The organism is Arthrobacter sp. Alg241-R88, from assembly GCF_900537115.1.
Lineage (GTDB): Bacteria > Actinomycetota > Actinomycetes > Actinomycetales > Micrococcaceae > Arthrobacter.
In genome coordinates, this window is record NZ_UNRG01000002.1 from 137,482 (window position 1) to 161,050 (window position 23,569).

General features: G+C 66.2%; 21 protein-coding genes. 17 read left to right on the plus strand and 4 right to left on the minus strand.

The genetic code is table 11. From position 1 onward, the window contains the following. Positions 1-16 precede the first annotated feature (16 nt). Entirely contained in the window at positions 17-1,753 is a 1,737-nt protein-coding gene (locus G6R19_RS05415) for an HNH endonuclease signature motif containing protein (protein WP_163163142.1), read from the plus strand. A gap of 57 nt (positions 1,754-1,810) precedes the next feature. On the opposite strand, the gene sepH is transcribed toward G6R19_RS05415, so the two are convergent. Beyond that, positions 1,811-3,217, minus strand: coding sequence for a septation protein SepH (gene sepH, locus G6R19_RS05420; protein ID WP_163163144.1), 1,407 nt, complete (start codon positions 3,215-3,217; stop codon positions 1,811-1,813). 224 nt (positions 3,218-3,441) lie between these two features. On the opposite strand from sepH, the gene G6R19_RS05425 reads away from it, so the two are divergent. Then, on the plus strand, positions 3,442-3,741 hold the full coding sequence (locus G6R19_RS05425) for a DUF4193 domain-containing protein (RefSeq protein WP_163163146.1): 300 nt from the start codon (positions 3,442-3,444) through the stop codon (positions 3,739-3,741). A gap of 96 nt (positions 3,742-3,837) precedes the next feature. Here G6R19_RS05425 and G6R19_RS05430 read toward each other — a convergent pair whose 3' ends face one another. Next, positions 3,838-4,326, minus strand: a complete 489-nt coding sequence (locus G6R19_RS05430) for a DUF3093 domain-containing protein (protein WP_163163148.1) — start codon at positions 4,324-4,326, stop codon at positions 3,838-3,840. Positions 4,327-4,463: 137 nt separating this feature from the next. Here G6R19_RS05430 and dut point away from each other — a divergent pair, with 137 nt between their 5' ends. The 4 genes from dut (at position 4,464) to G6R19_RS05450 (ending at position 7,020) form a co-directional block, all read left to right on the plus strand. Continuing rightward, positions 4,464-5,006, plus strand: coding sequence for a dUTP diphosphatase (gene dut / locus G6R19_RS05435; RefSeq protein WP_163163150.1), 543 nt, complete (start codon positions 4,464-4,466; stop codon positions 5,004-5,006). Positions 5,007-5,130: 124 nt separating this feature from the next. Continuing rightward, positions 5,131-5,844: a DUF3710 domain-containing protein gene (locus tag G6R19_RS05440; RefSeq protein WP_163163152.1), complete on the plus strand. Its 714-nt coding sequence runs from the start codon at positions 5,131-5,133 to the stop codon at positions 5,842-5,844. Beyond that, on the plus strand, positions 5,837-6,199 hold the full coding sequence (locus G6R19_RS05445) for a hypothetical protein (protein ID WP_240341774.1): 363 nt from the start codon (positions 5,837-5,839) through the stop codon (positions 6,197-6,199). Before G6R19_RS05440 ends, G6R19_RS05445 begins: the two co-directional genes overlap by 8 nt. Further along, entirely contained in the window at positions 6,196-7,020 is an 825-nt protein-coding gene (locus G6R19_RS05450; protein WP_163163154.1) for a DUF3159 domain-containing protein, read from the plus strand. The genes G6R19_RS05445 and G6R19_RS05450 overlap by 4 nt, the downstream gene beginning before the upstream one ends. A gap of 4 nt (positions 7,021-7,024) precedes the next feature. Here G6R19_RS05450 and G6R19_RS05455 read toward each other — a convergent pair whose 3' ends face one another. Continuing rightward, entirely contained in the window at positions 7,025-7,768 is a 744-nt protein-coding gene (locus tag G6R19_RS05455; protein WP_163163156.1) for a TrkA family potassium uptake protein, read from the minus strand. Beyond that, positions 7,765-8,439 carry a TrkA family potassium uptake protein gene (locus G6R19_RS05460; protein WP_163163158.1) on the minus strand — a complete coding sequence of 225 codons (675 nt, stop codon included), beginning with the start codon at positions 8,437-8,439 and terminating at the stop codon, positions 7,765-7,767. Before G6R19_RS05460 ends, G6R19_RS05455 begins: the two co-directional genes overlap by 4 nt. 120 nt (positions 8,440-8,559) lie before the next feature. Between G6R19_RS05460 and G6R19_RS05465 the strand changes: the two genes are divergently transcribed. From G6R19_RS05465 to G6R19_RS05515, 11 genes are all read left to right on the plus strand, one after another. After that, complete coding sequence (locus G6R19_RS05465; protein ID WP_163163160.1) at positions 8,560-10,536, plus strand: APC family permease; 1,977 nt, start codon at positions 8,560-8,562, stop codon at positions 10,534-10,536. Next, positions 10,533-11,942, plus strand: a complete 1,410-nt coding sequence (locus tag G6R19_RS05470; RefSeq protein WP_163163162.1) for a class I SAM-dependent RNA methyltransferase — start codon at positions 10,533-10,535, stop codon at positions 11,940-11,942. The genes G6R19_RS05465 and G6R19_RS05470 overlap by 4 nt, the downstream gene beginning before the upstream one ends. A 165-nt stretch (positions 11,943-12,107) precedes the next feature. Continuing rightward, on the plus strand, positions 12,108-14,933 hold the full coding sequence (locus tag G6R19_RS05475; protein WP_163163164.1) for an aconitate hydratase: 2,826 nt from the start codon (positions 12,108-12,110) through the stop codon (positions 14,931-14,933). A 142-nt stretch (positions 14,934-15,075) separates the two neighbouring features. Beyond that, entirely contained in the window at positions 15,076-17,049 is a 1,974-nt protein-coding gene (gene dxs / locus G6R19_RS05480; protein ID WP_163163166.1) for a 1-deoxy-D-xylulose-5-phosphate synthase, read from the plus strand. Positions 17,050-17,078: 29 nt separating this feature from the next. Beyond that, positions 17,079-17,663, plus strand: coding sequence for a DUF402 domain-containing protein (locus G6R19_RS05485; RefSeq protein ID WP_240341802.1), 585 nt, complete (start codon positions 17,079-17,081; stop codon positions 17,661-17,663). After that, positions 17,660-18,220, plus strand: coding sequence for a hypothetical protein (locus tag G6R19_RS05490; protein ID WP_163163169.1), 561 nt, complete (start codon positions 17,660-17,662; stop codon positions 18,218-18,220). Before G6R19_RS05485 ends, G6R19_RS05490 begins: the two co-directional genes overlap by 4 nt. 8 nt (positions 18,221-18,228) lie before the next feature. Continuing rightward, entirely contained in the window at positions 18,229-19,206 is a 978-nt protein-coding gene (locus tag G6R19_RS05495) for an aldo/keto reductase (protein WP_163163170.1), read from the plus strand. A 7-nt stretch (positions 19,207-19,213) separates the two neighbouring features. Next, positions 19,214-20,239, plus strand: coding sequence for a nucleoside hydrolase (locus G6R19_RS05500; protein ID WP_163163171.1), 1,026 nt, complete (start codon positions 19,214-19,216; stop codon positions 20,237-20,239). A 157-nt stretch (positions 20,240-20,396) separates the two neighbouring features. Continuing rightward, positions 20,397-21,215: an ECF transporter S component gene (locus G6R19_RS05505; protein ID WP_163163172.1), complete on the plus strand. Its 819-nt coding sequence runs from the start codon at positions 20,397-20,399 to the stop codon at positions 21,213-21,215. A gap of 10 nt (positions 21,216-21,225) precedes the next feature. Continuing rightward, positions 21,226-21,963, plus strand: coding sequence for an energy-coupling factor transporter transmembrane component T (locus tag G6R19_RS05510; RefSeq protein ID WP_163163173.1), 738 nt, complete (start codon positions 21,226-21,228; stop codon positions 21,961-21,963). Further along, a complete protein-coding gene (locus G6R19_RS05515; RefSeq protein ID WP_163163174.1) occupies positions 21,964-23,511 on the plus strand; it encodes an ATP-binding cassette domain-containing protein in 1,548 nt (515 codons plus the stop codon). The last annotated feature ends 58 nt before the right edge of the window (positions 23,512-23,569 follow it).

A 23,569-nucleotide genomic window follows, 5' to 3' on the forward strand; every position in this document is an offset into this window, starting at 1 on the left:
TCGCCATGATGGGTGTATGGAAACGAACCCGGCAGTGGCACAGGCGGAGGCAGCCCTTGTGGCTGCTGTCGCTGCTTTTGCCGCGGTGCTGGCAGACAGTGATGGTGCTCCGGCCGGCGTCACTGGTGGACCTGGTGCCGGGGGTGCGCGTGATGCTGGGCTGGGTTTTGATGATGATCCGTTGCAGCGGGTTGCTGACGGGGCTTTGGACGTTCTTGCCGCGGTGGCGCGGTCGGAAGCGAAACTGGCGGCGGCGAAGGTGCAGGCCGTGGCGGTCTTCGCGGAAGCCACAAAAGCGCTGAACGCGCCTGCGCGGTCGCCGTATGAGGCGGCTGCGCAGGAGCGGAGCCTGGTGGCCGAGGTGGGGTGTGTGCTGGCGATCGGTGATCGGGCCGCCGGTGCCTTGCTCGCCGAGTCCCATGCCCTGACCACGTTCCTGCCGGGGACCCTTTCGGCTTTGCAGGCCGGGACGGTTTCCTGGGCGCATGCCCGGGCTATGGTGGACCAGACCGCGAGCCTTGACGCTGCCGGAGCGGCGGCGTTGGAGGCGCACTTCCTGGACCCGGGCACGCCGAGACCGGCCGCAGCCGCCAGGGTCGGGGAGATGCCGGCGTACCGGTTCAAGGCCAAAGCCAGGCAGTGGCGGGAACGCCACCACCCGGAGAGCCTGGAGAAGCGGCACGCCAAAAGTGTGGCGGACCGTCGGGTCGAATTCTGGCCGGACAACGACGGGATGGGCTGGATCGCGGCGTGCCTGCCCGCGGACCAGGCGTCCGCGATCTGGGACCGGCTCATCGCCATCTCCCGGGAAATGCAGGGCCCGGACGAACCCCGCACCCTCACCCAACTCCGGGCCGACAACTTCGCTTCAGGGCTCCTGAACAGCGGGGCCGGGATCAACGCTGGAAACAGTCCCGGCGGCGGGGAGGGCACAGCGCCCGGTCCGTCGTCGGTCCGGGCGCAGGTCCTGGTCACCGTTCCCGTGTTCTCGCTGCTGGGCCTGACCGACGAGCCGGCGATGCTGGACGGGTCCGGCCCCATACCCGCTTCAATGGCCCGGAACCTCGTCGCCAATGGGGCAGGCTCTTTTTACCGGGCGCTGGTGGATCCGCGGGACGGGGCTCCACTGGAGATCGGCCGCACCAGCTACCGGCTGACCAAAGCGATGCGGAACTGGCTGCTGCTGCGGGATGGTAAATGCCCGTTCCCCGGCTGCAGCAACAACTCCCTGGACAACGAAGCGGACCACCTCCTCGCCTGGCACCAAGGCGGCACCACCGGCATCAGCAACCTCGGCCAACCCTGCCCGAAACACCACAAACTCCGGCACACCGGCGGCTGGAAACCCACCCCGGCCACCAAAAACGAGCCACCGGGCTGGATTTCCCCCACCGGCCGGCACTACAAAAGCGAACACCAGGACTGGGAACCACCCGAGTGGCCGAAATGGCTCGAGCCCGAGTGGATGGCGGACGGGCATCACGCTGATGGCTCCGTTCAAGGCCCACGAATGTCTCATTTGGCTTTGCCCGACCTGGACCAGTTGGACCTCGAGCTGTCCAATATGTGTGGCAAGAATCCAAGTCTGCCGGAACAAGGCATGCCTTCTTCTGGAACCGACTATGCGGACCCGCCTCTCGAGGACCTGCCGGACTTCGACATTCCTGAGGACCCCGGGGTCCCCGAAGAAGAACTGCCCGAAGACCCATTCGCCGAGTGGCATCTGATGCTGGCCTTAGCGGTCCACGCCTAGTCAGGAAACGCAGAACGAGTGTGAAGCCTCAGGCTCCGACGTTTTGCGGCTTGAGCGCTAGTCGCCCCGTGTACCGAAGACGATCTCGTCCCAGGAAGGGACGCTGGAGCGCTTGGGCCTGCCCGGCTGGCGCTCAGGGGCGCCCGTCTCCGGAAGTTGGCCGGTAACGGGGGAGTTGTCGTCGATCCGCGGAGCCGGCCGCCGAGGGTTCCCGCCCAGCAGCTCGTTCAAGCCTCCGCCGCTGACAGGACTGCCGTCGGTGGTGCCACTGCCGTTACTGTTGGCACCGCCATAGCTGTTGCCACTGCCATCACTGGTGCCGTTGGCGTCCGCGTTCCCGGTTTCGGGGGTGCTGCCGGAGGGCCTGCGGGGGGACGCCACAATGGTGATCTCGCGGGTATCGGTACTCACGCCGTCGTGCAGCTTTAAAGCGTCTTCCAGGGCGTCCCGGTGCGGGGGAATGAGGCTAAGCCGGGACAGCATGGAAGGCCTGGCGTCGCGGCGGCGGGTAAAGGAATTGGCCTGTGCGGCAGGGGCTTCGGGAGTGTCATCCTGCGACTGGTCGCCGGGCTCTTCCAGTTCAGGCGTTACTTCGGACGGCCTGGGATGGGCAGCAGGTACGCCGTGGGTCAGGAGCAGGGCCAAGGCGTCGTCAGAATCCTCGTCCACCCCCAGGCGCTGTCCGCGGCGCGAGCGGAGCATGTCCAGGAGTCCGTCTGATTCCTTGCCGTCCGCCTGCTCGGCCTCGGGACCGGGACGCGGGGCAGGTCGGGCGGAGTCGGCGTCGGCTTCGAAGTCGAAGGGGCGGTCGGAGACTGCAGAGAGCCTGCGGGCGGGGACGGGCCCATCCAAGGGCTCAAGCTCGCTGAGCTGCTGCGCCCACCGGTTTGCGTTCTGCAGCGACTTCCTGGCCGGGCTGAACGTCCATAGTGCCGGCGGCTCCTCGCCGATGCCGGCTTTTCCGCCGGTATTGGCCTCGAAGCTGGCCGAGACCGTCCAGGTTCCGTCCTGGCGCCGCCAGGAATCCCACTCCACGGTGGAGGGATCAATGCCATGGGCTGACAGCCGGTGCGCCACCATGTCATTGAGCGACGCGGGATTGTCCCCAAAAGCGGACCGGTAGATGTCGTGACCCGGCGAGGGTGAGGCGACCTCGACCTTCCGTGCCTGCTGGGCGACGTACTCGCGCTCCGCCAGGACGGGTCCCTCGTAGCGTTCCACCTTGGCCAACGGCAGGCCGGAGAGTTCCGCCACGTCCGCAGCAGTCGCACCTGCCCGGATCCGCGCCTGGATGTCCCTTGGAGACATGGGAACGGCAGACCGCTCGACAGGCGCCCTCCCGGCCGACCTGGTCGCGGTCCTCAGCGCTTCGTCGATCGGCAGCTGGAACATCTCGCCGCCGGCACCGCTCAACAGGAGATGCGCCCCGTCGTCGTGTACGCCTACAAGCCGTAGATCCTGCATACAAATCCTCCACCCTGGCATTACTATCAATCGAAACTCTGCCACCCGCTGATCCCGTTTTGGCTCAAGGGGCAGGGCGCGCCGCGATATTCCGGCCCGGGGTTGGGTATAGGGGCTTGTCCGGAAGCGAATGGTTGCGCCGCGACCGGGCACAAACCCGGGACATCCAGCGTTATGCAGGGTGTTGTTCACAGGCAGGCAAAAGGAAGAGGGATACGGCGACAATGGCCACCGATTACGATGCGCCGCGCAAGTCTGAGGAAGAGCTCGGAGAGGATTCCATCGAAGAGCTGAAGACCCGGCGCTCTGACAAGCCTGTTGCGGTGGTGGACGAAGACGAAAGCGATCTTGCCGCCGGCTACGAACTGCCCGGCGCAGACCTTTCCGGTGAAGAACTGACGGTTCAGGTGGTTCCCGCCCAGGCAGATGAGTTCACTTGCTCTTCCTGCTTCCTGGTCCGTCACCGCTCGCAAATTGCCCGCGAAAAAGATGGCCGCTTCTACTGTAAGGAGTGCGAAGGCTGATCCCTGAGCAGGATAAAAGCAGCAGCCAGCGCGTCGAGTGAGCCGGCAAGCCGGGGTGCTGTTATGACGACGGCGACATGCAGCCCGGCGGGCGGGTCACCGGCGTGACAGCGCCGCAGTCAATTCATCCGGGTGCCGCGAGGAGGCCAGCCAGTATGGCGTCTGGTCGGAGGGATCGGTAATTTCGATCTTGACCACGGGGTCGATCCAGCCGCGGATGCAGAGGTAGGCCAGGGCGTTCAGCCGGGTCCCGCGTTCGGCTGTTGCTTCCGGACCCCGGAATGCCTCAACGGCGCCCACGAACCTGCGTTCGATGCTGGCCCGGCCCACTGTTAGGGAGTCGTCGGTGACCACGATGGCCGGGGTGGACAGGATCAGGAGAACAGCCATGATGACGAAGAGCACGCCGGCGGCCGTGAAACCCGCTGCTGTGCTGATGGGCGCAAATACCAGGATGCCCGCTCCTGCCACACCCGCAGCGATGATCCAGATCCATACGTTCGGCCAGAGCTTCTCCCTGTAGATCACCGCAGCCCCGGTGGACGGTTTCGGGGGAACGGGCGCAGGGGAGCTTGATTCGGGCATAGGCCCAGCTTTTCATCTTTGTTCAGCTATTTCATCTTGGGTGGAACCGTTCCTGTACCGCATCCCGTTCCCCCGCGCTGCCCTACCGGGAGCTTGCCCTAGGACTGATTTGGGCGCGCGGGTTAGAGTGAGTGACTGTGACTGATCATCCCGCCACAGTAGATACTTTCCACGTTGAAGCGACCGCAGCCGGCACCGCCGCGCCCGCCACGGCTTCAAGTGCTCCCACCCTGCAGGTCCAGCTGAAGATGCTGGATCCGGACCTGGAGGCCCCGTCCTATGCCCACCCGGGCGACGCCGGCGCTGACCTTCGTGCCCGCGTGGACGTTGTGCTTCAGCCGGGGGAGCGGAAGCTGGTCCCTACGGGAGTGGCCATCGCCCTTCCTGAAGGCTTCGTCGCACTGATCCATCCCCGTTCGGGCCTGGCCACAAAGCACGGGCTTACCATCGTGAACGCTCCTGGAACCGTGGACGCCGGCTACCGCGGTGAGATCGCTGTCACCCTCCTGAACACGGATGCGAAGCAAAGCATCGAACTGGGCCGCGGCGATAGAATTGCGCAGATGGTAATTCAGCGCGTCGAGTACGCGCAGTTCATCCCCGTCAACGAATTGAGCGAATCGGTACGTGGCACTGGAGGTTTCGGCTCCACCGGCGGTTTCAACCTGCCGGAAGCCTGACCCTTAATCTCTTCCCTCACCCGTTCTGCCGCGCCGGTGCTTGCACGCCGGGCGGCAACAGATCACGACGGCGGGACCCCCACGGGCCGGACCGGCAAAACTTCACACATAAGGAGAAACCCCAATGGTCTTTGGGCTCGGCAGGAAAGCCAAGAAGGAACAAGCAGCCGAACCGGACGAACTGTCCGCTGAGGCGGAGACTGCGGAAGAGGCAGTGGACAGTTCCGGACGCCGCAAGAACGGCCCTTTCGACGAATCCGAAATCAGCAGCCGCGATGGCTATGTTGACCTGGGCGCGCTCCTGATCACCCCGAGCGAGGGCCTCCAGCTCCGGCTCGAAGTGGAAGAGGCCACCCAGCGCGTCGTCGCGGTCACCCTGGACCTCAACGGCTCCAGCCTCCAGCTCCAGGCTTTCGCAGCGCCCAAAAGCGAGGGGCTCTGGGACGAGATCCGCGAGCAGATCGGCCAGTCCGTGGGAGTCCAGGGCGGGCAGGTCGAGGAGGTCGAAGGCACCTTCGGAACCGAACTCGTTGCCAAGCTGCCGGCCGGACTGCCGGACGGCAGCCAGGGCTACCGGGTGGCACGCTTCATTGGAGTGGACGGCCCCCGCTGGTTCCTGCGCGGCGTACTGGGTGGAGCCGCGGCACTGGAACGCCCCGCGGCCGAACCCCTCGAAGCGCTGTTCCGCCAGGTGGTTGTGATCCGCGGCGACAGCCCCATGCCGCCGCGCGACCTGCTGCAGCTCCGGCTGCCCAAGGACGCCACCACCACGCCACCGCCTGCTGCACCTGCACTTCAGGAACCTGAACGTGGTCCTGAAATTACACAGATTGGCTGACAACGCGCCCGGGGGAGCTCCGCTGAACGAAAGCGACGATGTTCCCCTCAGCCGGCTACCGGACAAAGGCCGGGTGGTGTGCCGCGGCCGCATCGAATCGGTGACCTATGTTCCGGCGGACCAGACGGCGGCGTTTAGCGCCATGGTCTCTGACGCCGATCCCCGCGAATCAGGAGCCGGCGCCGCGGCCAGTCCCCGGGGGCGGCTTCGTGTGGTGTGGCTGGGACGGCGGCGCGTGCCGGGCATCGACGCCGGCACCGAAGTGCGGCTCAAAGGGATGCTGTCCCGTGTCGACGGCCTGCCCACCATGTTTAATCCACGCTACGAAATACTGTCCCGCCAGGAGAACGAATGACTGCGTCCGAGCCCAACCCGTCCTCCGGTGCACCAGGCCCGAACGGCGCACCAGGCCCGAACGGCGCAGCCTCCAAAGGCACTGGTCCGCAAGGCGTTAACCAGGACAAACTGCCGGACGGAGTGGTCCAGGAACCCTCCCCTGTAGCTGGCCTCGCTGCAGACTATGCCGCAAAAGCAGGGCTGCACCGGACCCATGACGGCCGGGTGGATGTGCTTCGCAGCGCCGGCGGAGTCCAGGGCATTGCCGAAAGCATCCTTCCGGGACTGTTGTTCCTCGTGACGTACACCATCACCCAGGACCTCACAGTTTCGCTCGTGGCCGCGCTGGCCATCGCCGCCGTATTCACTGTGGTCAGGCTGGTGCAGCGGCGACCCCTGACACAGGCGCTGGCCGGCGTCGTCGGTGTGGGCATCTCCGCCTGGCTCGCCAACACCACCGGAAAAGCCGAGGACTTCTACCTGCCGGGCTTCTTCACCAATGCGGCCTACATCGTGGCAATGGTGATTTCGATCCTCGTGAAGTGGCCGGTGGCCGGGCTGCTCTTCGGGTTCATCCGCAACGAGGGCCTGGACTGGCGCAAGGACCCGGCCAGGCTCAAGGCGTACCGGCTGGGCACCTGGATCATCGTGGCAGTCCTGGTGCTCAGGCTTGTGGTGCAGGTTCCCCTCTACCTCCTGGGACAGGAAGGCTTTGCCGCACTGGCCACCACCAGGCTCCTTATGGGTGCGCCCCTGTACATCCTGGGAATTTGGATCGCCTGGCTCGTCACGAAGCCGGCCCCCGTTGACGAGGCGGACGGCGCGCCTGCGAAAGGCTAGCCGCCTACCCGTCGAACCCGTCGTCCTCGGGGCCCTGCTGCTCCAGGTGCCCCGCTTCTTCCGCAGGCCTGGGCTGCGGAGATTCGAAGGAGTCGGGGGAGAGCAGCGCCCGCAGCTCGTCCTCGGCGGCGATGGTGGTGACGAAAAACAGCTCGTCACCGCCGTCAATCACGTCGTCCCGGCTCGGTGTGATCGGGGCGTGGTCCCGCAGGATGGCCACCAGCGTGGAGTCCTCCGGCCAACGGATTTCCCCCACGGTCCGACCGATCACGTGTGAATCATGCGGAACGGTGAACTCCACCAGTGAGGACACGCCCGTCTGGAGGGTGAGGAGCCGGACAAGGTCGCCGATCTCCACAGCTTCCTCCACCAGGGCGGTCATCAGCTGCGGCGTGTTGACCGCGACGTCCACGCCCCAGGAATCGTTGAACATCCAGTCGTTTTTTGGGTTGTTGACCCGGCCCACGGTTCGGCCAACGCCAAATTCGGTCTTGGCCAGCAACGAAACTACAAGGTTCACCTTGTCATCACCGGTGGCCGATACCACCACGTCCGCGTCCTCAACCCTGGCCCCCTGCAGCGTGCTCAACTCGCACGCGTCGCCGACCAACCAATGGGCGCCGCGGAGTCCGCTCCGTCCGATAACCTCCGGCTTCAAGTCGATCAGGAGGATTTCATGCTTGTGCGCCAGCAATTCCCTGGCGATGGACGAACCGACACTGCCGGCCCCCACGATCACGACTTTCACTGAAACTCCTTGGCGGGGGCTTTGGCCAGGATCTGGGCCACCTGGGCGCTGCGGTCAACCTGCAGCATGGCGTGTACGGTGTCGCCGTCCTGGAACGCGGTTCCGGCGTCGGGCAATAATCCTTCGCCGAACCGGGTGAGGTAGGCAATGCGGATGTTCGCCGCTTTTTCGATGCTGCTGATCCGGTGGCCGATCCAGCCGGCGTCGAGGTCAAGTTCGGCGAGCACCAGGCGTCCGGATGGCTCCCGGAAGTCACCGGCCAGGTGCTGTTCCGGAAGGATGCGGCGCAGCACCTGGTCCGCGCTCCAGCGGACCGCCGCCACCGTGGGAATTCCCAGGCGCTGGTAGATCTCGGCCCGGCCGGGATCGTAGATCCGGGCCACGACATGCGGTACGTGGAACGTCTCGCGGGCCACCCTGGTGGCCAGGATGTTGGAATTGTCCCCGCTGGAGACTGCGGCAAAGGCGTACGCGTCGGCCACGCCGGCCTGCTTCAAGGTGTCCCGGTCGAAACCGACCCCGGTCACCTTGCGCCCGGTGAAACCCTGGCGGAGCCTGCGGAAAGCGCGGTCGTCCTGGTCGATGATGGCCACGGAGTGGCCGGCGTCTTCGAGCGTATGCGCCAACGTCGCCCCCACCCGGCCACATCCCATGATCACGAAATGCGCCACCAGTATCTCCTCTGTATCTTTCCCCACGGTCCTGCCGCTAGAACTCTACCGTCAGCGTCCCGGATCCGGCTGTCCACAGGCTGTCATGACACAGCCCGGGAATCAGACTAGCTTTGTGGAGTGCTGACAATATTGAACGCCGCGAAGCGCGTGCTCGTGGGCAGGCCGTTCCGGAACGACCGGATGGCCCATACGCTGCTTCCGAAGCGGATCGCACTTCCGGTCTACGCATCCGACGCCCTGTCCTCCGTCGCCTACGCGCCCGATGAGATCCTGCTCACCCTGGCGCTGGCAGGTGTCAGCGCAGTGGCGTTTTCACCTTGGGTGGGACTGGCCGTCATGGTGGTCCTGCTGACGGTCGTAGCCTCCTACCGGCAAAACGTCCACGCGTACCCTTCCGGCGGCGGAGACTATGAGATCGCCGGCGAAAACCTGGGGAAGTATGCGGGCCTCACCGTGGCATCGGCCCTGCTGGTGGATTACGTGCTGACTGTGGCGGTCTCGATGTCCTCGGCGGCCTCCTACGTCACCACCGCCATCCCGGCCCTCCACGGCCAGCAGGCCCTGATTGCCACTATCGGCGTGGTAATCCTTGCGCTGGTGAACCTGCGCGGCGTCAAGGAGGCCGGCAACGTGTTCGCCGTCCCGACCTACATCTTTATGGCCTCCATCCTGGGCATGACGGCGGTGGGAATCTTCCAAGCGGCCACTGGGCAACTGGGGGAGGCCCCGTCAGCTGCCTTCACCATCGTGCCCGCGCCCGGCTTCGACGAAGGGCTGGTGGGGCTCGCAGGCGCCTTCCTCCTGCTGCGGGCCTTCTCCTCGGGTGCCGCCGCACTAACCGGCGTCGAAGCCATCAGCAACGGCGTGCCGAATTTCAAGCCGCCGAAAAGCAAGAACGCAGCCACCACGCTCCTGCTCCTGGGCGTGATCGGCGCATCCATGCTCGCAGGCATCATCTACCTGGCCAACGCCACCAAGGTCCACATTGTCCTTGACCCCGCCACCGAGTTCCTGCTGAATGGCAGCCCGCTCCCGGAGGGTTACATCCAGACCCCTGCCATCAGCCAGATCGCCCAGACCATCTTCGGCCCCGGATCCATCCTGTTCTACGTCGTGGTGGCCGCCACCGGCATCATCCTCGTGTTCGCGGCCAACACCGCCTTCAACGGCTTTCCGGTGCTCGGCTCCATCCTCGCCCAGGACGGCTACCTGCCGCGCCAGCTGCGCACCAGGGGCGACAGGCTTGCCTTCAGCAACGGCGTCCTTGCCCTCGCCGCCGGAGCGCTGGTGCTTGTCCTCGCGTTTAACGCGGACGTCACCAAGCTCATCCAGCTGTACATCGTGGGCGTCTTCATCTCCTTCACGGCCAGCCAGCTGGGGATGATCCGGCACTGGGGCCGGCAGCTCAAGCTCGCCAGGGACAAGGGAGTCCGACGGCGGATGGCCAAGTCCCGTGCGATCAACAGCATCGGCTTCGGCATGACCGCCCTGGTCCTGGTCATTGTGCTGGTCACCAAATTCGAGCAGGGGGCATGGATTGCGCTGCTCGCCATGTTCGTCCTCTTCCTGATCATGTGGAGCATCAGGGCGCACTACGACAACGTGGCCAGGGAGCTGGCAGTGGATGAGGACTCTTCCCCGCGTGCCCTGCCCACCCGGGTGCATGCCGTGCTGCTGGTGTCCCACGTGCGCAAGCCGGTCCTCAGGGCCCTGGCCTACGCGAGGGCGTCCCGGCCCTCAAGGCTGGATGCGGTGACGGTGGACATCGACCCCGAGGAAACCGCAGGCACGGTAGCCGACTGGGAGAAACTTGACATTCCCGTGCCGCTGACGGTGCTGGCCAGCCCCTACCGGGAGACGGTCACACCCATCATGGAGTACGTCAAGCAGATGCGGCGTGACTCCCCGCGGGACCTGATCGTGGTTTACATCCCCGAGTACGTCGTGGGCAAGTGGTGGGAGCAGCTCGTCCATAACCAGACTGCCCTGCGCATCAAGACCCGGCTCCACTTCGAACCCGGCGTTATGGTGGCCAGCGTTCCCTGGCAGCTCAAATCATCCGAAGAAGCAAAGAACCTGCAGGACATCCAATGATTGCAAAGACACAAACCCAGCCGGCGATGACCGGAGAAGCGGGAACGGAAGTAGTGCTGGACGTCGGACCGGTGGCGCACGGCGGCCATTGCGTCGCCAGGCACGAAGGGCGCGTCATCTTTGTCCGGCACGCCATCCCGGGCGAAAAAGTGCGGGCGAGGCTGACGGACGCCGACGGAAAGGCCAAGTTCTGGCGCGCCGACGTGGTTGAGGTGCTCGAGGCCTCACCGGACCGCGTGGACCACTTCTGGCGCCCTGCAGATTCGCGCCGCGCCTGGGGCCACGGGCATCCGCCTGTCGGCGGTGCGGAGTTCGGCCACATTAGCCTGGCCCGCCAGCGCAGGCTCAAGGCAGACGTACTTGCTGAACAGCTCAAGCGGCTCGCCGGCGTCGAGCAGCTCCCGGACGGCTGGGACGGATCGGTGGAAGCCGTGGGCGGCCCCACACCGGCGCCGGGTCAAGGCGCCGGGGCAACAGGCGACGGCGGGGACGGCCTCCGCTGGCGGACGCGGGCAAGTTTCTCGGTCACCCCCGGCGGCAAGCTTGGTATGCACGCCCACCGGTCGGGGCACATCGTCCCAATCCATGAGATGCCGCTGGCCACCGACGCCATCAACAACCTCCGCTTGTGGGACCTCGACCTGCAGGGAGTTGACCGCGTGGAGGTGGCCGCACCGGCGAACGGCTCCCGGCCTCTGGTGCTGCTGGCCGCGGCCGAGGGAACCAAGCCCAAGCGCCTGGCTGCCATCGCGGCCGCACTTCCCGCTGACGTCTCCGTTGCTGCCTTCGACCCCACCACCGAGGAAGTGCAGCAGGTGCGGGGCAGGCTGTGGGTGCAGGAATCTGCCGCCGGTCACGAGTACCGGGTGACCGGCGCAGGGTTCTGGCAGATCCACCGCGACGCGCCCGGGACCCTTGTGGGGGCTGTCACAGAATTCCTGCAGGGCGGTGGCTTCCTCCACCCCGGCGCGGTGGTGGCCGACCTGTACGCTGGAGCCGGCCTCTTCACAGCCGTCCTGGCCGACGCGGTGGGGGAGACGGGGTCCGTCCTCTCAGTGGAGGGCGCTCCCGGAACCAGCCGGGACGCACGCAAGAACCTGCATGCGGCACCCCAGGTGGAGATCGTCCAGGGCCGCGTCGAGCGGGTCCTCCGCCAGAAACCGCGGGACTTCGACGCCCTCATCCTTGATCCGCCCCGGGCGGGGGCCGGAAAGGCGGTGGTGAACCAGCTTGTTGCGGCGGCCCCGCGTGCCATTGCCTACGTATCCTGCGATCCGGCCTCGTTCGCGCGGGACGTGGGCTACTTCCGGCAGGCGGGCTGGGAGCTTGCAGGCCTCCGGGCCTTCGACCTCTACCCCCACACCCACCACCTGGAGACGGTCGCGCTGCTGACACCGCGTCCCTGATACCGGAACCGGGATCGACTACTATGGCGGTAGTAGTCCCACGTCGCGCTCCGTAATCACGGCCGGCCGTGTGCAATTTTCGGGCCCTGCACTAATTAGGGCCTCCTAACTAGCAGGCGGTCAACCGCGCGACAAAGATGAAACTGTTGCGAGAGGAGTCCTGCGATGAGCACTGTGGACAGCTTCGGTTCAAAAGGCAAACTTAATGTAGCCGGAACCGATTACGAAATTTTCCGGTTGAACTCCGTTGAAGGTTCAGAAAACCTTCCGTTCAGCCTCAAGGTATTGCTTGAAAACCTGTTGAGGACCGAGGACGGCGCGAACATCACTGCCGATCACGTCCGCGCCCTGGCAGGCTGGGATCCCAACGCCCAGCCCGATACAGAAATCCAGTTCACGCCCGCCCGCGTGATCATGCAGGACTTCACCGGCGTTCCCTGCGTGGTTGACCTGGCGACGATGCGTGAAGCGGTCAAGGAACTGGGCGGCGATCCCAAGCGGGTGAACCCCCTGGCACCGGCCGAGATGGTGATCGACCACTCGGTCCAGATCGACGCCTTCGGCAACTCCGGCGCGCTGGAGCGCAACATGGAGATCGAATACCAGCGCAACGGGGAGCGTTACCAGTTCCTGCGCTGGGGCCAGACGGCGTTCGATGACTTCAAGGTGGTCCCCCCGGGAACCGGCATCGTGCACCAGGTCAACATCGAGTACCTGGCCCGCACCGTGATGACCCGCGAGGTTGACGGCGCCCTGCGCGCCTACCCGGACACCTGCGTTGGTACCGACTCACACACCACCATGGTCAACGGCCTGGGTGTGCTCGGCTGGGGCGTCGGCGGCATCGAAGCCGAGGCTGCCATGCTGGGTCAGCCCGTCTCCATGCTGATCCCGCGCGTTGTGGGCTTCAAGCTGACCGGATCCATCCCTGCCGGTGCCACCGCAACCGACGTGGTGCTCACCATCACCGAGCAGCTCCGCAAGCACGGCGTTGTGGGCAAGTTCGTGGAGTTCTACGGCGAAGGCGTCGCCGCTGTGCCGTTGGCCAACCGCGCCACCATCGGCAACATGAGCCCGGAATTCGGTTCCACGGCTGCAATGTTCCCGATCGACGACGTCACCCTGGACTACCTGCGCCTCACGGGCCGCTCAGACCAGAACGTGGCCCTTGTTGAGGCCTACGCCAAGGAACAGGGCCTGTGGCACGATCCTTCCCGCGAGATCAAGTTCTCCGAGTACCTGGAACTGGATCTGTCCACGGTTGTTCCGTCCATCGCCGGCCCCAAGCGCCCGCAGGACCGGATCGAACTGACCGAGGCCAAGGACGAGTTCCGGCACGACCTGAAGAACTACGTCTCCCACGATGCCGACGCCGGTACCCTGGACGAATCGCTTGAGGAGACCTTCCCGGCCTCCGACTCGCCTTCCTTCACCGCCGGAACCACGCACATCTCCGACACCGACCGGGAGCCCCCGAAGTACTCGGCGGGCCACGGGGGAGCGGGACGCATCTCCCAGCCCGTTCCGGTCAAGATGGCTGACGGCCGCGAGTTCGAGCTGGATCACGGTGCAGTCACCATCGCGTCCATCACGTCCTGCACCAACACGTCCAACCCGTCGGTCATGCTGGCCGCCGCGGTCCTGGCCCGCAACGCCGTCGACAAGGGCCTCACGTCCAAGCCGTGGGTCAAGACGTCCGTTGCACCGGGCTCCAAGGTGGTCACCGACTACTACGAGAAGTCCGGCCTGACCCCCTACCTGGAGAAGCTTGGCTTCTACATCGTCGGCTACGGCTGCGCCACCTGCATCGGCAACTCCGGCCCGCTGGAAGCCGAAGTTTCGGAAGCCATCCAGGCGAACGACCTCGCCGTCGCGGCTGTCCTCTCGGGCAACCGCAACTTCGAAGGCCGCATCAACCCGGACGTCAAGATGAACTACCTGGCCTCCCCGCCGCTGGTCATCGCTTACGCCCTGGCCGGTTCCATGGACTTCGACTTCGAAACCGACGCCCTGGGCCAGGACCAGGCCGGCAACGATGTCTTCCTGAAGGACATCTGGCCGAACCCGGTTGAGGTTCAGCAGGTCATCGATTCCTCGATCGACAAGGAAATGTTCGCCAAGGGCTACGAAGGCGTCTTCGAGGGTGACGACCGCTGGAAGGCGCTCGATACGCCTGCCGGTGACACCTTCGCGTGGGATCCGAACTCCACGTACGTCCGGAAGCCCCCGTACTTCGAGGGCATGCAGGCACAGCCTGAGCCGGTCAAGGACATCACGGGCGCCCGGGTGCTCCTGAAGCTGGGCGATTCGGTCACCACGGACCACATCTCCCCGGCCGGTTCCTTCAAGTCCGACACCCCTGCCGGCCAGTACCTGCTGGCCAACGGCGTGGAGCGCAAGGATTTCAACTCCTACGGTTCCCGCCGCGGAAACCACGAGGTCATGATCCGCGGAACGTTCGCAAACATCCGCATCAAGAACCAGATCCTGGACGGCGTCGAAGGTGGCTTCACCCGCGACTTCACCCAGGAAGGCGGCCCGCAGGCCTACGTCTACAATGCCTCGCAGAACTACCAGGCAGCCGGCACCCCGCTGGTGGTCCTGGCGGGCAAGGAATACGGTTCCGGTTCCTCCCGTGACTGGGCTGCCAAGGGCACTGCCCTGCTGGGTGTCAAGGCTGTCATCGCCGAGAGCTACGAGCGCATTCACCGCTCCAATCTCATCGGCATGGGCGTCCTGCCGCTGCAGTACCCGGCCGGCGAATCCGCTGCCACCCTGGGTCTGTCCGGCACGGAGACGTTCTCGGTTGAGGGTGTAACCGCCCTGAACGAGGGCACCACGCCGAAGACGCTCAAGGTCACCGCAACTGCCGAGGACGGCAGCTCGACGTCGTTCGACGCCGTCCTGCGTATCGATACCCCGGGTGAAGCGGATTACTACCGCAACGGCGGCATCCTGCAGTACGTGCTGCGCCAGATCTCCGCGAACTAGCGGTAACTGCCCAGCAGGCACCACCCTCCGAAGCCCCGGCCGGTCACCGACCAGCCGGGGCTTCGGCATTGCTGGTGCGTCTGGTCCTGCGGACCAAGGCGTTAGAGTTAAACGGCACGTCTACCACCCGAAGGAGGGGTCATTGGGAATCTTGGACACCATCCGGAATCCGCAGGACCTGAACGAGTTGTCCGAAGAACAGCTGAAACAGCTGGCTTCGGAGGTCAGGGATTTCCTGATCACGAACGTCTCCCAGACGGGCGGGCACCTCGGTCCCAACCTGGGCGTGGTGGAACTGACGCTTGCCGTGCACCGCATCTTCGACTCGCCCCGCGACAGCATCGTTTTTGACACCGGCCACCAGTCGTACGTCCACAAGCTGCTGACCGGCCGCCAGGATTTCAGCACCCTGCGCCAGGAGGGCGGCATCTCCGGTTATCCGTCCCGTGCCGAATCCGAGCACGACATCGTCGAAAGCTCGCACGCCTCCTCGTCGCTGTCCTGGGCCGACGGTATCTCCCGGGCCCGCCAGCTCACCGGTGAAGGCGACCGGCACGTCGTCGCCGTCGTCGGAGACGGCGCCCTCACCGGGGGCATGGCCTGGGAAGCGATTAACAACATCGCCGCGGACAAGCGGCGCCGCGTGGTCATCGTAGTAAATGACAACGGCCGCTCTTACGCCCCCACCGTGGGCGGCTTTGCCGATTACCTCGCGTCCCTGCGCCCCACGATTGATTCCTTCCGCACCACGCCGGCCTACGAACGGGCGCTGGACTGGTGGAAGAAGAAGCTGCAGAGAGGCGGCCCCGCGGGACAGTTCACCTACAAGAGCCTGCATGCCATGAAGAAGGGCATCAAGGACTGGTGGGCGCCGCAGGGCATGTTCGAAGACCTCGGCATGAAGTACATCGGCCCGGTGGACGGCCACAACCTCCAGGCCATGGAGCACGCACTGGCAACGGCGAAGCACTACGCGGGGCCCGTGATCGTGCACGCCATGACCGAAAAGGGCCACGGCTACGCTCCGGCCCGCGCGCATGAGGCGGACCAATTCCACGCCGTGGGCATCATCGACCCCGAAACCGGGGAACCGACCGGCACCGCCGGGGCCCAGTCCTGGACCTCCGTTTTCGCTGACGAGATCGCCGCGATCGCGGATGAGCGGAAGGAAGTCGTCGGCATCACCGGCGCCATGCTCATTCCCGTGGGCCTGCACAAGTTCGCGGCCCGGCACCCGGACCGGGTGATCGACGTCGGCATCGCCGAACAGCACGCCCTGACGTCCGCGGCCGGCATGGCCTTCGGCGGCCTGCACCCCGTGGTTGCCGTCTACGCCACCTTCCTGAACCGGGCCTTCGACCAGCTCCTGATGGACGTTGCGCTGCACAAGGCCGGCGTCACCATCGTCCTGGACCGCGCAGGCGTCACCGGGCCGGACGGCGCCAGCCACCACGGCATGTGGGACATGTCCATGGTCCAAATTGTCCCGGGCCTGCACCTGGCCGCACCCCGTGACGCGAGCAGGCTGCGCGAGGAACTCCGCGAAGCCGTGGCCATCAGCGACGCTCCCACAGTGGTCCGCTTCTCCAAGGGATCCGTCGGCGCCGAAGTCGAAGCGCTCGAACGCCTCAGCGACGGCGTGGACATCCTGTCCCGCAGGCCCAGCGGTTCCACCGAGAATGACGTCCTGATCATCTCCGTGGGCGCCATGTCCGAGCTCGCCCTCGACGTAGCCAACCGGCTTGGCGCGCAGGGCATCAGCACCACTGTGGTGGACCCGCGCTGGGTTCTTCCCGTTCCGCGCTCCATCATCGCGCTGGCATCGCACCACCGCCTGGTCATCTGCATCGAGGACGGCGTGCGTGCCGGCGGCGTGGGTTCACGGATCCGCCAGGAGATGCGTGCAGCCGGCGTAGACACCGCCCTGAACGAGGTGGGCCTGCCGGTTGAATTCCTGGATCACGGCACCCGCAGCCAGGTCCTGGAACGTGTGGGCCTGACTGCGCAGCAGATAACGCACGACGTCGTTGCCCAGGTCCTCGGGACAAAGGTCCCCTTTGCGCGTCCCCTGCCAGGCCAGCAGCACCCCACCACCGGCAGCCTTCCGATCCTGTGAGGGGAGAGGACCTACTGAAGTATCCGGGTGTGGTGGCCGGGCCGGAAGCTGAGGACCAGGCCGGACCAAGCCGCGAACCGCGGCATCTTGAGCCCGGCCAGCTGGTGGTCGCCCGGAACCGGAAATGGAACGGCAAGGCGCACTGGGTGGTCCCCGGGCGCTACCTGGGCGAGGACCGCCACGGGTGGTGGATCTTCCAGGGAACCAACGAATTCTGCTCCCGCCCCGGTGCGGCCTTCTACACCAGGTCCGACGCCGTCCTACTGGTCCCGCGCGAAGGCGACTGGGTGGCCACGTTCTATGACGACGCCCACCCCGGCGGTGTACGGATCTACATCGATCTGGCCGTGGCGCACGAATGGCACCGGATCCGGCCGGGCGTCACGGAGTTCCACGTCATCGACATGGACCTGGACGTGGTCCGGACAGCAGGCCGCGGCGTGTTCATCGATGACGAGGACGAGTTCGCCGAACACCGGATGTCCATGGATTACCCCGCAGCCCTGGTGGAAACACTCGAGGCCTGCGCGGACCAGCTTTACCAGGCCGTCGAGGCACAGCAGGCACCCTTCGACGGCACCGACGTCGAATGGTTTACAAAGGGACGGTCATGAGCGGCATTGTCAGGGTCTACAAACGCGACGAAGAGGGCACCCTCCATTTCCGGGAGGCCTGGTTCGATGAGGACTACAACCAGTTCGTGATGAATTACGGGGCTGTGGGGCACCAGAGCAAAACCGAGGAGACCGACGTACCGGACCCCGAGGCAGCCGAGGGCCTTTTGGACGCATTTGCGGTCCAGTGCGCGGAAGACGGCTACTCGGAAATTCCGGACGAGGAACAGTTCTGGGTTGTGGCCCAGTTCGCGCTGAAAACCCGGGAGGGCACCGACAGGGACCGCTACCTGGAAGAAAAGGCTACGGACGCGCTGATCAGCCATCTCGCCTGGCGCGGACTCGGCACGGTGGAACGCTCTGAATTCACTGACTACAAACTCAACATCTTCTGTCTTTGCCCGGACGTCAACAAGGCAGTCGCCGCCATCAAGGTCTGTAGCCGCGGCGAGGACCTGGACTTCACCAAGCTCAGCATCGGCGCAGCGCCCTACAGTGATCCGCAAAACTTCAAGCTCAAGCACTCAGCCAAGCCCGCCAACACCTTCAGCCTCTAGGAGCGTATGTGACCACCTACCGCCGCGTTGGAAAGTCAGGCCTCACAGTCTCCACCGTCGGCCTGGGCTGCAACAACCTGGGCCGTGCGAACACTGCCACTGAGACGCAGGAGGCCACGGACGCGGTGGTCCACGCGGCGGTGGATGCCGGAATCACCCTGTTCGACGTCTCCGACACCTACGGCCGGGAACCCGGCCTCAGCGAAACGATGCTCGGCAAGGCCCTCGGCACCAGGCGGGCCGACGTCGTCGTGGCCACCAAGTTCGGCATGGACATGAAGGGGGCCAGCGGCCCCGACTTCGGTGCCCGCGGCTCGCGCCGCTACATCATGCAGGCAGTGGAGGCCTCGCTGCGGAGGCTGGGCACCGACTGGATCGACCTCTACCAGTTCCACACCCCGGACCCGCTCACCCCCATCGAGGAAACCCTGTCCGCCCTGGATACCCTCGTCAGGAGCGGCAAGGTCCGCTACATCGGGCACTCCAACCGCGCCGGCTGGCAAATTGCCCAGGCGGAATACGTGGCCCGCGAACTGGGAAGCGTCCGCTTCATCTCCACCCAGAATCACTACAACCTCCTGGACCGGCGGGCCGAGCTTGAGGTAACACCGGCAGCAGAGGAATTCGGCCTGGGTGTCCTGCCGTACTTCCCCCTCGCCAATGGCCTGCTGACCGGAAAGTACGCGCCCGGCCACGCCCCGGACGGCTCCCGGCTCAGCCACACCCGCACACATCTCGTCCATGACGCCGACTGGGACCAGCTGGACAGCTTCAGCAGCTTTGCCAGGGAACGCGGACTGAGCGAGATCCAGGTTGCCTTCTCCTGGCTGGCAGCACAGCCGGCCGTAGCCAGCGTCATCGCGGGCGCCACGAGGCCGGAACAGGTACGCCAGAACGCGGAATCAGCGGACTGGCTCCCCACGGAAAAGGACCTCGCCGAGCTGGACAGTATTTTCCCTGCCGCCCCCAAGGTAGCCCTGTTCTAGGACCCTCATGACCGCCTTCCTGCTGGACGTGGACACGGGCATCGACGACGCCCTGGCCCTCGCCTACCTTGCCGCCCTGCCTGACACCGAGTTCGTCTGCGTCACCGCCACCCCCGGGAACGTTGACGTGGACCAGGTGGCGCGCAACACCCTGGCCCTGCTGGAACTCTGCGGCCGCAAGGGAGTAGAAGTGGCAGTAGGTGCGCGCGAACCGCTGGCCGTCGAGCTGCTGACCACTCCCGAAACGCACGGTCCGCAGGGCATCGGCCACGCGGTCCTGCCGGAACCGGCCGGCAAAGTCTCGGAGCGGAACGCCGTCGACCTGTGGGTTGAACACGCCAGGGCGCGGCCGGGGGAGCTCACCGCCCTCATCACCGCACCCCTGACCAACTTCGCGCTGGCCCTGCGGCAGGAACCCCGGCTGCCGGAATTGTTGGCCAAAGTGGTGATCATGGGCGGCAGCTTCTACCACCAGGGCAATACAACGCCCACCGCGGAGTGGAATACGCACGTGGACCCGCACGCGGCCAAGGAAGTCTATGCCGCGTTCCAGGGCCGGCCGCTGGAAAAGCTTCCCATCGTCTGTTCGCTGGACACCACGGAGCGGATGGAGCTCCACCCCGAGCATGTCCGCCAATTGGCTGAGGCGGCCGGGGCAACGGTTCCTGAACTGGTGCTGCCGGAACAGCCCGAGGGCCAGCCCAGCACGTCTGACAACACCGTGATCCGGCACCTGTCCGATGCGCTGAGGTTCTATTTCGAGTTCCACCGCCACTACGACCAGGGCTACCTGGCCCACGTCCACGACTACTTCGCCGCAGGTGTTGCCGCCGGCACCCTTGACTTCGAAGCCCGTCCGGCAACTGTGGACGTGGAAACAGGCTCCCGGATGCTGATCGGCACCACGGTGGCGGACTTCCGCGGGCTCTGGGGCCAGCCGCCAAACGCCCGCGTGGTCTCCACCAATTATCCGGAAGCTGCGTTCCGGGAGCTGGTGTCCGCCGTCGGCGGCCTGGCCCGGCGCCTCGGCTGAGCATAAAAACCTTCGCAAAGCCCCGGACAGCCGCGGTAGAATAGTCCGCGGACCGGACAGGCGCAGCTGCCTGGCGGCAGCTGCCGAGGTGACATAGGCAGCGTTCCATTCCGGCCCCGGATTCCCGGGCCGGCCGTGCGCATCCCGAAGGAACACCATGTCATCGCCCTCCCTGACGCTTCCATCTCCGGCACCGGCGGCCGCCCGCAAACGCCGGCTGCTGGAAATCCTCGGTGCCCTGGCCATCGCCGGCACCTACATCTACCTGGTCCTCAACCAGCCCGCCGATATCACTGGCGGGCCGGGTAGCGCCTCGGCCCTGATCGCCCTGTCCGGCTTCCTCGTGGGCGCCGTTCTGCTCATCGTCGCTGTCCTTCCGGCCCTGCCGACTTCCACCGTGGTGCTGATCCCCGTGGCCCTGGTGCTGAACATCGTGCTCGGCCAGTTCGTGGGCAGCACCCTGGTCCCGTTCTACCTTGATGCGATCGGTACGGTACTGATCGCGGTCCTCGCCGGCCCGGCGGCCGGTGCAGCAACGGGCGCGTTGAGCAGCATCGTCTGGTCCTTCTTCAACCCGACGGTGCTGCCGTTCGCTGCCGGGGCCGCACTCATCGGCTGCCTCGCGGGCGTGGCTGCGCGTCACGGGCTCTTCCGCCGTTTCTACCTCGCCCCTGTAGCCGGATTCGCTACCGGGATCATCGGCGGCGTGGTGTCCGCCCCGGTGGCGGCCTTCGTCTTCGGCGGCACGTCCGGGGTTGCTACCGGAGCCATCGTCAGCGCCTTCCGCTCCATGGGGGACACCCTGCTCGCCGCCATCACCAAGCAGGCCCTGATCTCCGATCCCATGGACAAGGCCATCGTGTTCACGGTGGTGGCCGTGCTGGTCTACGCCCTGCCCCGGCGCGCAACGCTGCAGTTCCTGTTTGTCCGGTGGCACCGTGTGCTGGCGGGCCGGAATTCCGGACAGGACTCCTGACCTCCTGCCCATGCGACTGCATCCGCTGACGTCACTCGCGGCTGCCGGCAGCACGGCCGTGATAACGACGGCGGCAGCCAGTTTGCCGCTTTCCCTCGCCGTGATCGGGGGCGCACTCGGCCTTTCGGCCGTGGGCGGCACGCTCCGGCGGCTCCTGCCTGCGGCAGTTGCCGTGCTGGTGCCGCTGTGTTTGTCGCTGCTGGTCCTGCACGGCCTGTTTTTCCCCGAAGGGCAGATCATCCTTGCCCAATGGGGCCCTGCGCGCGTCACCGCTGAAGGGCTTTCCTTCGCACTTGAGCGGGTGGCGCAGGTTTCGGCTGCCGTCCTGGCCCTGCTGGTGTTCTCCTTCAGTGTCAGCGTGCCTGACCTGGTCGCGGCGCTCTCGGTGAAAGGGGTCCAGGGCCGGTTTGCCTTCGTGCTGGCGTCAACGCTGACCCTGCTGCCGGCCATCACGTCCCGGCTGGAACGTATCCGGCAGGCCCAGGAGGCCCGGGGGCTGGTAATCCGGCGCGGCCTGCTGCACCGGATCGCAGCATTCCGGCTCCAGGCAGTTCCGCTGGTCTCTGCTTTGGTGGAGGACGCCGCGGTCCGCGGCGCGGCCCTGGAAGCCCGCGGCTTCGGCGGCACCGGCCCCCGCACCAGCTACCGGGACGTCCCGGATCCAGTTGTGGAGCGTTGGCTGCGGATCCTGCTGGTGCTGGCCGCGGCGGCTGCCGTGGCGGCCCGGTTGTGGCTGGCGGGTGGCTAGATGAAGACCTCCAGTGCCCTCGCCGCCAGCATCCGGAGTTTTGCCTTCCACGACGACGACGCGCCAGTCCTTCGGGGCGTGGACGTCTCGTTTGCCCCCGGGACGTACACCGCGATCCTCGGCGGGTCCGGAAGCGGCAAGTCTACGCTTGGCCGGCTCCTTGCGGGCTGGTTGTCTCCCGGGGCAGGCGGAAGCCTGGCAGGACACCTCGAACTCGCGGGAACCCGCCTGCACTTCAACGGAACCGCGCACGACCCCCGCATCGACCCTGCCAGGTGGGGTGAGTGGGTGGGTTTCGTTCCGCAGGACGCCTCCGCCGCCCTGTCCACGGTCCGCGCCACTGTGGCCGAAGAACTGGCGTTCAGCCTGGAGAATGCCGGTATGGACCGGGCCGCCATGCGTGAAGCCGTCGAGCGCACCGCTGGCATGCTGGGACTGGCCGGGCTGCTGGAGCGTCACCCAGGCACGCTTTCCGGCGGCCAGCTGCGGTGCCTGGCCATCGGATGTGCAGTCATACTGGGGCCCGCGGTGCTGGTCCTGGACGAGCCCTTTGCCTCCCTGGACACAACCGGGTCGGGCGAACTCGCACTGCTGCTCCGCAAGCTCGTGGCCGGCGGGACCGCCGTCGTCGTCCTGAGCCAGGTGATCGAGGAGGTGCTGCTTGAGGCCGACGGTTGGATCGTTTTGGACGCCGGCTCGGTTGCGGTGAGCGGCGCACCCGCAGAACTGATGGCGGCGCCGGAGCGTCTGCCGACCGGCATCCGGAGGCCGGTTGCGAACAGGAATTTCAGCATGCCGGCCTCCGGCGCAGCCGCCCGCCTGGGCAGTGGTGCTGCCGCCCCGGCCCTGGAGCTCCGCAGCGTCCACTTCTCCTACCCGGCCACAGCAGGCCGCGGCAGGAAGGCCCGGGCAACCAGTGGTAAAGCCGGCGGGTATCAGCACAGCACCGTGCTGCAAAGCATCGACCTTGTGCTCCAGCCGGGGGAGATCGTTGCGGTGACCGGACCAAACGGTGCGGGTAAATCCACGCTCTTACGCCATCTCAACGGTCTGCTGCAGCCCACGTCCGGATCCGTTCTCGTCAACGGGAAGGACATTGCCGGGCGGCCGGTTGGGGACGTGGCCGCTTACGTGGGGCTCCTTTTCCAGAACCCTCGCGACCAGCTCTTCGAACGGACGGCTGCCCGTGAGGTGCGGTTCGGACTGGACCGGCGGTTTGGTGCAGCCGAGGCGGCGGAAAGAACCGCTGCTGCCCTGGCCGCCGTCGGTCTGTCCGGCGCTGCCGAGGACCACCCGGCCGAGCTGCCGGCCTCCGGGCAGCGGCTGCTGGCGCTGGCAACGGTCCTTGCCCGCAGGCCGCCGATTATTGCCCTGGACGAGCCCACAGTTGCCCTGGACGGTGATGGCCTGGCTGTGCTGGACAAGGCGGTACGGTCCGCCGCAGCGGCGGGCGCCGCCGTCGTCCTCGTCACCCATGACGTGCCGTACGCACACTCGGTGGCGGACCGCTTGTTGACGCTCGACGGCGGGCGGCTGCCGGGAGGCTGACGCGGGCAAGGCAATGAGGTCCCTCCAAGGCAAGGGGCTCCGTCCGGAAGAACCGGAC